This window comes from Pseudomonas sp. P5_B2, assembly GCF_056400445.1.
On sequence record NZ_JBFULH010000134.1, the window covers coordinates 1 to 10,472 of the forward strand.

14 protein-coding genes are annotated in these 10,472 nt (G+C 57.2%); 9 read left to right on the forward strand and 5 right to left on the reverse strand.

Features of this window, described 5'->3' with window-relative positions:
* The coding region (locus AC1DRJ_RS13125; protein WP_477802528.1) for a TSUP family transporter at positions 1-370 on the reverse strand (370 nt) is incomplete at its 3' end.
* Between the two features lie 112 nt (positions 371-482).
* On the opposite strand from AC1DRJ_RS13125, the gene AC1DRJ_RS13130 reads away from it, so the two are divergent.
* The 3 genes from AC1DRJ_RS13130 (at position 483) to AC1DRJ_RS13140 (ending at position 1,924) form a co-directional block, all read left to right on the forward strand.
* The gene (locus tag AC1DRJ_RS13130; protein WP_477802529.1) at positions 483-1,250 is read left to right on the forward strand and encodes an AraC family transcriptional regulator; all 768 of its coding nucleotides are present in this window, start codon (positions 483-485) and stop codon (positions 1,248-1,250) included.
* A 93-nt stretch (positions 1,251-1,343) separates the two neighbouring features.
* Positions 1,344-1,661: a helix-turn-helix domain-containing protein gene (locus AC1DRJ_RS13135; protein WP_477802530.1), complete on the forward strand. Its 318-nt coding sequence runs from the start codon at positions 1,344-1,346 to the stop codon at positions 1,659-1,661.
* Positions 1,662-1,672: 11 nt separating this feature from the next.
* Positions 1,673-1,924, forward strand: coding sequence for a hypothetical protein (locus AC1DRJ_RS13140; RefSeq protein WP_477802531.1), 252 nt, complete (start codon positions 1,673-1,675; stop codon positions 1,922-1,924).
* Here AC1DRJ_RS13140 and AC1DRJ_RS13145 read toward each other — a convergent pair.
* Both AC1DRJ_RS13145 and AC1DRJ_RS13150 read right to left on the reverse strand, forming a co-directional pair.
* On the reverse strand, positions 1,914-3,443 hold the full coding sequence (locus AC1DRJ_RS13145) for an amidase family protein (RefSeq protein ID WP_477802532.1): 1,530 nt from the start codon (positions 3,441-3,443) through the stop codon (positions 1,914-1,916). The genes AC1DRJ_RS13140 and AC1DRJ_RS13145 overlap by 11 nt on opposite strands.
* A gap of 113 nt (positions 3,444-3,556) precedes the next feature.
* The gene (locus AC1DRJ_RS13150; RefSeq protein WP_477802533.1) at positions 3,557-4,633 is read right to left on the reverse strand and encodes an MBL fold metallo-hydrolase; all 1,077 of its coding nucleotides are present in this window, start codon (positions 4,631-4,633) and stop codon (positions 3,557-3,559) included.
* Positions 4,634-4,848: 215 nt separating this feature from the next.
* On the opposite strand from AC1DRJ_RS13150, the gene AC1DRJ_RS13155 reads away from it, so the two are divergent.
* Together AC1DRJ_RS13155 and AC1DRJ_RS13160 are read left to right on the forward strand one after the other, a co-directional pair.
* Positions 4,849-5,466 (forward strand): TetR/AcrR family transcriptional regulator, encoded by a 618-nt coding sequence (locus AC1DRJ_RS13155; protein WP_477802534.1) that lies wholly within the window; start codon positions 4,849-4,851, stop codon positions 5,464-5,466.
* 120 nt (positions 5,467-5,586) lie between these two features.
* Positions 5,587-6,126 carry a DUF1003 domain-containing protein gene (locus tag AC1DRJ_RS13160; RefSeq protein ID WP_477802535.1) on the forward strand — a complete coding sequence of 180 codons (540 nt, stop codon included), beginning with the start codon at positions 5,587-5,589 and terminating at the stop codon, positions 6,124-6,126.
* A 7-nt stretch (positions 6,127-6,133) separates the two neighbouring features.
* Here AC1DRJ_RS13160 and AC1DRJ_RS13165 read toward each other — a convergent pair whose 3' ends face one another.
* A complete protein-coding gene (locus AC1DRJ_RS13165; protein WP_477802536.1) occupies positions 6,134-7,075 on the reverse strand; it encodes a LysR family transcriptional regulator in 942 nt (313 codons plus the stop codon).
* 15 nt (positions 7,076-7,090) lie between these two features.
* On the opposite strand from AC1DRJ_RS13165, the gene AC1DRJ_RS13170 reads away from it, so the two are divergent.
* Complete coding sequence (locus AC1DRJ_RS13170) at positions 7,091-7,798, forward strand: CTP synthase C-terminal region-related (seleno)protein (RefSeq protein WP_477802537.1); 708 nt, start codon at positions 7,091-7,093, stop codon at positions 7,796-7,798.
* A complete protein-coding gene (locus AC1DRJ_RS13175; RefSeq protein ID WP_477802538.1) occupies positions 7,795-8,109 on the forward strand; it encodes an antibiotic biosynthesis monooxygenase family protein in 315 nt (104 codons plus the stop codon). Before AC1DRJ_RS13170 ends, AC1DRJ_RS13175 begins: the two co-directional genes overlap by 4 nt.
* A 126-nt stretch (positions 8,110-8,235) precedes the next feature.
* Here the strand turns inward: AC1DRJ_RS13175 and AC1DRJ_RS13180 are convergent, their stop codons facing one another.
* The gene (locus AC1DRJ_RS13180; RefSeq protein WP_477802539.1) at positions 8,236-8,562 is read right to left on the reverse strand and encodes a DUF2025 family protein; all 327 of its coding nucleotides are present in this window, start codon (positions 8,560-8,562) and stop codon (positions 8,236-8,238) included.
* 236 nt (positions 8,563-8,798) lie between these two features.
* Here AC1DRJ_RS13180 and AC1DRJ_RS13185 point away from each other — a divergent pair, with 236 nt between their 5' ends.
* Positions 8,799-9,926: a glycerophosphodiester phosphodiesterase gene (locus AC1DRJ_RS13185; RefSeq protein WP_477802540.1), complete on the forward strand. Its 1,128-nt coding sequence runs from the start codon at positions 8,799-8,801 to the stop codon at positions 9,924-9,926.
* Positions 9,927-10,073: 147 nt separating this feature from the next.
* Positions 10,074-10,382, forward strand: a complete 309-nt coding sequence (locus tag AC1DRJ_RS13190) for a PepSY domain-containing protein (RefSeq protein ID WP_477802541.1) — start codon at positions 10,074-10,076, stop codon at positions 10,380-10,382.
* Positions 10,383-10,472: the final 90 nt, after the last annotated feature.

Sequence of the window (10,472 nt, forward strand, 5' to 3'; positions counted from 1 at the left end):
CCACAATGGTCACGCCCAAATACGCGATGAACGCATACCGAATCACCTCGCCACTTACCCACATCGCGGCGACCGCTCCAACCACCGCTCCCAAACCAATGAACCCGCCCAAAGGCCACAAGTAATGGCGAATGAGATTGCCGGCGCGCTGATGTTTGCCAGTGGCGACCAGTGCGTTGACGATCATCACRCACGTCGAAGTCGCCACGGCAATGTGCATCGCCGATTGGCCGACGGGGTCGTCGGCGCCATGGCTGGCAGTGAGTATGCGGTAGAGCAATGGCACCACGACGAAGCCGCCGCCGAAGCCGAACAGCACCGCCGTGATGCCGGTCATGCAACCGAAGAGTGTCAGCAGGAGATAGAACATGGCGGGTCGTCCGTTGATGGGGAGCGGTCGACGATAGAGCGATGGGCCTTGGCCTGCCTCAGCAAGTCAGCCAATATTGTTCGCGTTTACGCCAACCGCCGGAAGCCGCTCAATGCGCAATGTTTCGATTGATCTGCTGGATGACACGCCTCGCCCGGTGGTGGCGATTGGTACGGATTATTCTCAAGGCCATTTGTTGCCTCGTCATACACACCGGCGGGCGCAGTTGTTGTATGGCGCCACYGGGGTGATGCRGGTCAGCACGCATGACGGCAATTGGGTGGTGCCGCCTCAGCGCGCGGTATGGATTCCGCCGGGGATGGCGCATGAGGTGCTGATGCTCGGGGTGAGTACGCGCAGTGCGTATATCGAACCGGCGGCGGTTGATCTGGGGGATCGCTGCCAGGTGATCAGTGTGTCGCCGTTGATGCGGCATTTGTTGATGGAGGCGGTGGAGATTCCGCTGACGTATGACGAGGCCGGGCGTGACGGTGCGCTGATCGACTTACTGCTGCATGAACTGGCGCGCAGCACTCACCTGCCGTTGCACATTCCGCTGCCCGTCGATGCGCGGTTGCTGGGGTTGTGTCAGGCGTTTCTGCGGCAGCCGAATGCCCACCAATCGCCGCAGCAATGGGCCGATCAATTGCACATCAGCCTGCGGACGTTTAATCGATTGTTTCGACAACAGACCGATCTGAGTTTCAGCCAGTGGCGGCAGCGAGCCTGCGTGGTGCTGGCCCTGGCGCGGTTGGCGTCGGGCACGGCGGTCACGCGCATCGCGCTGGATTTCGGTTATGACAGCCCGGCCGCGTTCTCGACTATGTTTCGTCGCGTACTGGGGCAGCCACCGTCCGTCTGGATGGAAGCCTCAAAATAGCAAAAACAAAAAAATGAGTTTGATCCGGGCGCAAAACAACTGTACAAAAACACAGTACATTTTAAATCAGCACTCTCGAGCCCGGAGAACACCATGGCCTCTCATGCGATGAAAATCACCCTGGAACGTATCGCCCTTTTCCAATTCACCCCGGCCCACTGCGCCCAGGCCCGAGCGATGCTTGGTTGGAGCGTTGATGAACTGGCCCGGGAATCCGGGGTTTCAATAGAGGCCATCGAGCGGTTTGAGGCCAAGCGCGATGTGCTGGACGTTACCCGGCTGGCGTTGGCGTATCGATTTGAGGCTGAGGGGCTGGTGTTCTTCCCAGGGTTTGCGCCGGGTCGAGGGATGAATGTGAGAGGGTCTACGCCGAACCCGGTAGGGCGTGCGGATTATGCGATGGTGGAGTGAGGTTTCAGCGAATGAATGGGATCGATGAGGTAAGGGCGAAGGCCGAATACCTTATGAAAATAGGGATGCGGCTTGATACGGGTCTGCTGGGTAACRCTGAAGCGGCGCGAGAGCTCGGACTGACGTCGGTAGAGCTGGATGAAATACTGGGTGGAAACATTCGCGCTTTGACCGTGGCAAAGATCGCGGGCCACTCCATGGCGAGCAGCCCGACAGCAGAGGATCAAGTGTTCACGGTCAAAACGCGCAGTTCTACTTTTTAAACGTCGGATTCTGGCGTTCTAACGATGCCTGTTCATAGCTGTAAGCCAGCGCCAGCAGTTGAGGTTCACTCCAGCGCGGGCCGAAGATAAACACGGAGGTTGGCAGACCGTCGTTATTCATGCCCGAAGGGATGGTAATACCTGGATAGCCTGCCACTGCAGCGCTGAATTGCGAGTAGCCATCAGCGTCGGCGAATAATGCATCCAGATTATGTTCAGCCAATTGCTCATCAATGGCAGCCTTAAAGCTGGCGTTGAGGATGCCGAAAAGTTCGGTTGCCTGTGCGTGGGTCATGTCCAGTTCGTTGATCTCTTTAAGCATTTGCTGCCCATAGCCTTCAGCGCCCGGATTAAGTTCGTTGAAGTCGATCAACTGTTGAAGCGTCTGAATGGGCAACCCTGATCGGCTGGCCAGGTACTCGGGCAGTTCATGTTTCATGCCTGCCATGAGGGTGTTGAAATAGCCATCCAGATCCGGCAGTCGGACTTTCAACGGCACCAGAGTAGCGCCTTGTTCTTCCAGCGTGGCTAATGCCATCAGGAACTCAACAGCAGGTTTAAGCACTGTGCCATTCGTGCCTGTGTACTCGCTCGGGTATCCGATTTTTTTGCCATTCAGTGCATCCGTGGCGAGCAGCGCGGTGTAGTCAACGCCCATTGGAGCATAGCTGTTTGCGGCATCCGTGGCATCGACGCCTTGCAGGGCATTGAACATCAATGCAGCGTCACGAACGGTGCGAGTGAGGGTGCCAGGTGTGTCTTGCAGTCGAGTGATTGGAACGATGCCTGATCGGCTGAACAGACCCAACGTAGGCTTGACGCCCACCACGCCGTTTGCCGAAGCAGGGCAAGTGATCGAACCGTTGGTTTCAGTGCCGATGGCCAACGGTGCGAAGCCGGCGGCTACTGCAGCCGCAGAACCGGAACTGGAACCACAGATTTCGCCACTCAGTACGTGAGGATTTTTACCTTGGCCGCCTCGACCGCTCCAGCCGTGAGGCAAGCCCATTTCGCGAACATAAGCCCATTCACTCATGTTGGTTTTACCGAGAATGATGGCTCCCGCATCACGAAGTTGTTTAACGACAAAAGCATCGTTCGCAGCCGGCTGGCCAATCATGGCCAACGAGCCCGCACTGGTTTGCATCTGGTCTGCCGTATCGATGTTGTCTTTCAGTAACACCGGAATGCCATGTAGCGGGCCGCGAACTTTTCCGTCCTGACGTTCCTTGTCCATTGCCTTGGCAATGTCCATGGCTTGAGGGTTTAGTTCAATGATCGCGTTGATCGCCGGACCTTGCTTATCCAGCGTATCGATACGCGCCTTTAAATACTCCACCAGCGTTACGGAAGTAAGTTCGTTGCGCTCCATCCGTTCAGCCAGTTCGCTAGCGCTCGCATATTCAAGCATCTGAGTGGCTGATGCCGTTGGCTTGTTGCCAGCAAATGCAGACCCGGTGGCCGATAGCAGAATAATTTGCGCCAGTACAGTCATGCGGTTTTTTAAAACGTCCCTCATTTACAGCTTCCTTGTTTTGGCTAATCACGAGTGAGTTATCTCACTCGATGCACAGCCTACCCAAACAGTAGGAAATGACTGTCAGCCAAAAGAAGTCCGCACCGTAGGAAACCTCATCCAGGCTTGTAGCCCCTACAAGCCACCTGCCCTTTTTCCTTCATCGAATTTTCCATTTCCAACCACCATGCACTCCCCCGCTGCGGATACATCACGTTAAACGCCTCGCCCATTTGCGGCGTGGTGATCGACACATTGCGCTCCCAGGCCAACGCCAGAATCCGGTCGAAGGGCTCGAACCAGGCGTGCATCGACAAATCGAAGGTGCCGTTGTGAATCGGCAATAACCATCGACCTTTAAGGTCGATGTGCGCTTGCAGGGTTTCTTCCGGCTGCATGTGAATGTGCGGCCACTCGACGTTGTAGGCGCCGGTTTCCATCAGCGTCAGGTCGAACGGGCCGTACTGTTCGCCGATGCGTTTGAAGCCATCGAAATAACCACTGTCGCCGCTGAAGAAGATCCGCGTGTCGCCGTCGATCATCACCCAGGACGCCCAAAGCGTGCTGTTGCCATCGAACAAACCACGGCCGGAAAAGTGTTGCGACGGGGTGGCGATGAACTGGATACCGTCCACCTCGGTGCCCTGCCACCAATCGAGTTGGCGTACTTTGCTGGCATCGACGCCCCACTTGATCAGCGTGTCCCCGACACCCAGCGGGGTGAGGAAGTATTTGGCCTTGTCCGCCAGTTTGAGCACCGCGTGATAATCGAGGTGGTCGTAGTGATCGTGGGACAGGATTACCGCTTCAATCGGCGGCAATTCTTCCAGGCTGATAGGCGGTTGGTGGAAGCGCTTGGGGCCGGCCCATTGCACCGGTGAAGCGCGCTCGGCGAAGACCGGGTCGGTGATCCAGAATTTGTCCCGCAGTTTCAGCAGCACGGTGGAATGGCCGAGGCGGTAGACGCTGTGGTTGGGGGCAGAGATCAACGCCGCCTGGGTCAGGGTTTGTACCGGCACCGGGGTGGTCGGGCGGGTGTTGCGTGGTTTGTGGAAGATCATGTTCCACATGATGCGCAACATTTTGCGACCGCCTTCGCGTTGCACGGGGGCATGGTTTCGAAAGAGCCCTTCGGCCTGACGAGAAGCTTCAGGCAAAGTGGCGTTATCCGCAGAGGAAGTTGAAGTGGCCATGACTGAGTGACTCCAGAAAAACCGCAAGATTTAGGTCTTTCACGGTGGGACGATAAATGGCCAAAGCACGCACGCATCAGCCGGACGATCTATTTTTCGCTGCGCAGGATTAACAAAACATTACACTGAGCAGTGTAGTTTCTAGGTTGCATCAAAGCCGATCACAAGTAAACTACCGAGTGTAATTTTCCTCTGCCTCCTGCCGAAGCGTACTTATGACAGCTCCACAGCGCCTCACCGACCGAAAACGCGAAGCCATTATTCAGGCGGCGATTGCCGAGTTCCGTGCCAACGGTTTCGACATCACCAGCATGGACAAGATTGCCGCCACTGCTGGCGTGTCGAAGCGTACGGTGTACAACCACTTCTCGAGCAAGGAAGAGTTGTTTGCCGAAATCCTCAATCAACTTTGGACACGTCTGACGGCAGTACAAGAAACGCCCTACCACCCTGACCTGCCACTGCGCGATCAAATGCGTCTGATGTTTCAGGCGAAATTGCAGATGCTCGGTGATGACAATTTTCTCGATCTGGCGCGGGTGACCATCGCCGCCACCATCCATTCTCCCGAACGTGCGCAGAACATGGTCGCCAGAATGGGTGAGCGTGAAGAAGACCTGACCATCTGGATCCGCGCGGCCCAGCTCGATGGTCGTTTGAAACCTGTCGACCCCGCCTTTGCCGCCCAACAGATCCAGGGAATGCTCAAATCCTTTGCGTTCTGGCCGCAGATTTCCATGGGGCTGCCGGGCCTGTCACCGGAGATGCAGAGCACCGTGGTGGAGTCGACGCTGGACATGTTCCTGGCCTGTTATCAAGTCTGCGAAAAGTGACAATTTCCGCCACTTACCCTTCATTGGTCGGCACTGAATATGTCAGTGCAATGTGTTTCAGAATGAATCTGGCGCGGGGGCTATAGTGAGCCCCAGTCCCAGCGCCATACAGAGAGCATCATGACCACCCCGACCACCGAAACCACGTCCCCCCCTCCCGTCGATCACCTGCGCTTTCACCGCCCTCACGCCCACCTGGCGCCTACCTTCGGCAACGACAAATTTGCCCTGCGTGCCGAAGCCTTCGCGCGGTTCTTTGGCACGCCGACCTTTCTCGGTGCGCAGACGCTGATCGTAGTGCTCTGGGTGTGTCTCAATGTCTTTGGCGTGACCCATTTCGACATCTACCCGTTCATCCTTCTGAACTTGGCGTTCAGTCTGCAATCGGCTTACGCCGCCCCGCTGATTCTGCTGGCCCAGACCCGTCAGGCTGCGCGCGACAAAGCGCAATCGGAAGCCGATGCGCAGCACCGTGAGGCCATCGCCGTGGCCAACAGCGAACGTCAGGCCCAGGCCGCAAAAAACACCGCACAATTGTTGGAATTGCTCGAACAAAACACTCGGCTCACCGAGATGACCAAGACTCTTACCGAACGTATTGAAAACCTGACCTCGGAGATGCATCAGCACTTCGTGCGCAAAGCGCCGCCAACGGTTTAGCGCTCGGTCAGGGCAATCGCAATGCTCGTCCCAACTCATCAAACAGCGTCACCACCGAGCGCAGTGCACGGCAGTCCGGGCGGGTCAGCAACCAGAGCGCGGTGTCGTARCCGTGCAAAGGCCCGGTCAGCGGTTGCAACGTGTCGCCGATCAAAAAATCCGGCAATGCCGCGACACCTAACCCTGCGCGCACCAATTCGGTTACCGACAACATGCTGTTGCAGCGATAAGCCGGTGTGACGCCCGGCAAATGCTGACGCCGCCAGGCGACGGTGGGATGGTCAGGCAGAAAATCGTCGGGCGCGATCCAGGTCAGCGAGGCCAGGTTTTCAGGGTCGACCGATTTCAGATACCCGGCGCTGGCACACACCCGGTAGGAAATATCCGCCAGACGTCGACCGACAAGATGTTCAGGCGGTGTACGCGTCAAACGCAAGGCGATGTCGGCATCGCGGCGGCTGAGGTTGGCGAAGTCGTTTGAGGTGCTCAACTCAATGGTCAGCGCCGGGTAGGACGGCATGAACTGCGCCAGCGCCGGCAGCAGCAAGCCTTGCAGGACCGAGTCCGTGCAAGTCAGACGCACGGTGCCGCTAATGACTTCCCCGCCCTGCTCCACACCAATTCGCGCCGCGTCCAACGCTTGTTCCGCGCGCTCAGCCTGCTCGGCCAGGGTTTGCGCGAGCGTGGTTGGCAAATAGCCGGCGCGGCTCTTTTCGAACAGTTGTTGACCCAATGCCGCTTCCAGGCGGCGGACAGCGCGAAACACCGTAGAAACGTCGACTTTCAACAAGCTCGATGCCCGGGCCAGAGAGCCGCCACGCACCAGGGCGAGGATCAAGGCCAGGTCGGGATAGTCGAGCCGATAGTGCGTCGCTGCATTGATCACTTGGGATAACGCCAATGTTGAGTGCATGAACGCCAATCTATAGTGGGTGCCAGCATTCAACAAGCATCGAGGTCACTCATGGAAACCAGCGCCATCCACATCGCCCTGATCGGTGACTACGACCCTCAAGTCACCGCCCACCAGGCCATTCCCGTTGCCCTCGGCATGGCCGCCGAACTGCTGAAGCTGAACGTGCAATTCCACTGGCTGGACACTGACCAGATCAACGCCGACACGCCGCTCGATGACTTCGACGGTTTCTGGTGCGTGCCCGCCAGTCCTTATCGCGACATCGACGGGGTGTTACGGGCGATCCGTTTTGCCCGGGAGCAGCGGCGACCGTTCCTTGGCACCTGTGGTGGTTTTCAACATGCCGTATTGGAGTTCGCCCGACAGGTGTTGGATTGGGCAGATGCCGAACACGGTGAAACACATCCTGATGCCGTGCGAGCCCTCCTGACKCCGCTGACCTGTTCGCTCGTGGAGGCTGTCGACAGTATTCATCTGGTTGAAGGTTCATTGATCGCCAATGCGTATGAAACGACTGAAATAAGCGAAGGATATCGCTGCCGCTTCGGTGTGAATCCGGTGTTCGAGCGTGAGTTATTGACCCAACAACTAGCAGCCGTTGGCCACGATTCGCAGGGGGATGTGCTGGCGGTTGAGCTCAAGGGCCATCCGTTCTTCGTTGCCACGCTGTTTCAGCCGGAACGTGCAGCGCTCAAAGGGACGATGCCGCCGCTGGTCCGCGCTTTCATTAACGCTTGCTTGAGGCAGAAATCATGATCGCGACGACGCCTTACTACGCGGTGATTTTTACGTCGTTGCGCACCGAAGGCGATCAGGGGTACGCCGAGGCCGCTGAGCGCATGGTGGAACTGGCCCGTGAACAGCCGGGCTTTTTAGGCGTGGAATCGGCCCGGAGCGAGGAAGGGCTGGGGATTACGGTTTCGTATTGGGCCAGTGAAGCGGCGATTCTGGCGTGGAAACATCATCCCGAGCACAGTGAGATTCGTGAGCGTGGGCGCTCGACCTGGTATTCGACGTGTCAGACGCGGGTGTGCAGGGTTGAGCGGGATTATCGGTTTCAGCTGTGAAAATTGTGGTGTCCTTTCGGCCGCCTTCGCGAGCAAGCCCGCTCCCACATTTGATCTATGTTGCACTGCAGATTCAATGTGTGTGCGGGCTTGCTCGCGAAGGGGCCATCACAGTAATCGCAAAACTCAACCCCGCACCAGACTCCGCACCGCCGCAATCTCCGGCACTTCCCGCCGCTGCATATACACCCGCAACGGCTCAGTAATGTTGATCCGCTCATCGATGTTCTGATCCAGCAGCAACTGAATYAACTCGCGCTTGAGCGTCATGGCCTGTTCCGGCCCCGGTGCCCAGACAAACTCACTGACCGGTATGATGCCGTCATCGGCCACGTCCATGCCGAACGAGTCTTCGCTGAATCGCACGATGTATTGACCGGTCTTGCGGTTGAGGCCGACAAAGCCGTTGAGTTGGTCGGCGGCCTGGCAGATGAGCTCGGAAGTGATGCGCATATAAACCTCACAAAAGGTCGGTAACGACCGGTGATCGATGGTTTACACGCAAGGGAAACGACGCGGGCTTCCCTCTTCCGGGGAAACTTCCGTGGCCAAGAGTACTGCAAAGCAGCACAAATAGGCGCTGAAAAAATCTGTTTCAAACACGTTTATGTCGGTCTGGCGATAGCGCTGGTAACACTCAGTTGTTAAAAGTGAGGTCTTTGAAAATCTCTCTGCGAAAGGATCTCGACATGCCGGTTACCTTCACCCAAAGCGCCCTGCTGCTGAGTCTGATGCTCGGCCTCGGCCAAGTACAGGCCGCCAGCGAGCCCGCCCCGAACGCGTTGGCGAGCCGCCTGGGCATTCCGCACCCGGCGGTGATCGCCCACCGTGGCGCGTCTTTTGATGCGCCGGAATCCACCGCCGCCGCCTACAAACTGGCCCGGGACCTGGGGGCTGATTATCTGGAGATGGACCTGCAACGCAGCAAGGACGGCGTGCTGTTTGCCCTGCACGACAACAATCTGCAACGCACCACAGATGTCGCCACCAAGTTCCCTGAGCGCAAGGACAGCCTGGCCAACGAATTCACTATCGCCGAGCTGAAAACCCTCGACGCCGGCAGTTGGTTCAATAGGGCTTACCCGGATCGCGCACGTCCTTCCTACGCAGGGCTAAAAATCCTGACTCTGGACGAAATCATCGACATCGCCCAAGGCAACCCGCTGCACAAGCCCGGCTTGTACATCGAGACCAAAGAACCGAAGCAATTCCCCGGCATCGAGCGCGACCTCAAGGACAAGTTGCAGGACCGTGGCTGGCTGAGTCCGGTTGGTTCGAAACTGGCGAAGAGTGATGTGGCGGTCGGTCAGGGCAAAGGCAAAGTGGTGTTGCAAACCTTCGATAAGAGCAGCCTCGAACTGCTGCAAAAAGAAATGCCGAAGGTGCCGAAGATCCTGCTGTTATGGGTCGGTGAAGGCAGCATCGAGCCGCAATCCAAGGTGACGTTTGCCGAGTCCGGCGACAAGGACAAGGCCACTTACTACGCCAAACAAGAACCCAAAGACAAAGCCGAGTTCCAGCAATGGGTTGAGTACGCCAAGGCCCAGGGCGCCATCGGCACCGGCCCTTCCGCCGCGTTGAGCCAAGGTGGCGATCAGAGCTACTCTGATTTGGTGAAACCGTGGATGAACCAGTTCACCCACGATCAGGGTTTGTTGGTGCACGTTTACACCATTGATGATGCGGTGGATTACCAGAAGGTGATGGATGCCGGGGTTGATGGGATTTTTACCAATCGCGCCAGTGAGTTGTTGAAGTTTTACAAGCGGCCGGCGGCGGGGACTGTTGCGCAGTTGCTGCAGAATAATGGGTATTGATTCGGGACCGGGGTGCGGCCATCGCTGGCAAGCCATGCTCCTATAGGCGCGGGCTTGCCAGCGATGGCTTTCTGGAATTAAGGATGAATTAAGTTGCCACCGCTAATCTGGCCCCAATTAAACAGATCAATCCAAGGAAAGAACCTCATGAAAACCCTGACTGCCCTGTTCACCGCTACTGCCCTGACCCTCACCGCTGGCTTGGCTCAGGCTAAAGACGTTCCTGTCAATCAGATCCCTCAGCTGGTCAAAGAAGGCAAGATCAAGCCGCTGGAAGAACTGAACCAGATCGTTATGAAGTTGCACCCGGGTGCCACGATTACCGACAGCGATCTGGATAACCACTTCAACAGCTACGAATACGAAGTCGAATTGCGCGACGCCAAAGGTGTTGAATGGGACGTGGATGTGAATGCGGCCACCGGCGAAGTCCTGAAAAACAAACAAGACGACTGATACACACCGCAAAAACAAAGCCGCACGATTTACGAATCGTGCGGCTTTTTTGCATCTCTCTCCGGGCATGACAGGTAGCCCCGAGTAAGC

Excerpts from the sequence above, each read along its gene's own strand:
- AC1DRJ_RS13135 (WP_477802530.1), top strand. The coding sequence starts at position 1,344 with ATGGCCTCTCATGCGATGAAAATCACCCTGGAACGTATCGCCCTTTTC.
- AC1DRJ_RS13145 (WP_477802532.1), bottom strand. The coding sequence starts at position 3,443 with ATGAGGGACGTTTTAAAAAACCGCATGACTGTACTGGCGCAAATTATT.
- AC1DRJ_RS13150 (WP_477802533.1), bottom strand. The coding sequence starts at position 4,633 with ATGGCCACTTCAACTTCCTCTGCGGATAACGCCACTTTGCCTGAAGCT.
- AC1DRJ_RS13155 (WP_477802534.1), top strand. The coding sequence starts at position 4,849 with ATGACAGCTCCACAGCGCCTCACCGACCGAAAACGCGAAGCCATTATT.
- AC1DRJ_RS13160 (WP_477802535.1), top strand. The coding sequence starts at position 5,587 with ATGACCACCCCGACCACCGAAACCACGTCCCCCCCTCCCGTCGATCAC.
- AC1DRJ_RS13175 (WP_477802538.1), top strand. The coding sequence starts at position 7,795 with ATGATCGCGACGACGCCTTACTACGCGGTGATTTTTACGTCGTTGCGC.
- AC1DRJ_RS13185 (WP_477802540.1), top strand. The coding sequence starts at position 8,799 with ATGCCGGTTACCTTCACCCAAAGCGCCCTGCTGCTGAGTCTGATGCTC.
- AC1DRJ_RS13190 (WP_477802541.1), top strand. The coding sequence starts at position 10,074 with ATGAAAACCCTGACTGCCCTGTTCACCGCTACTGCCCTGACCCTCACC.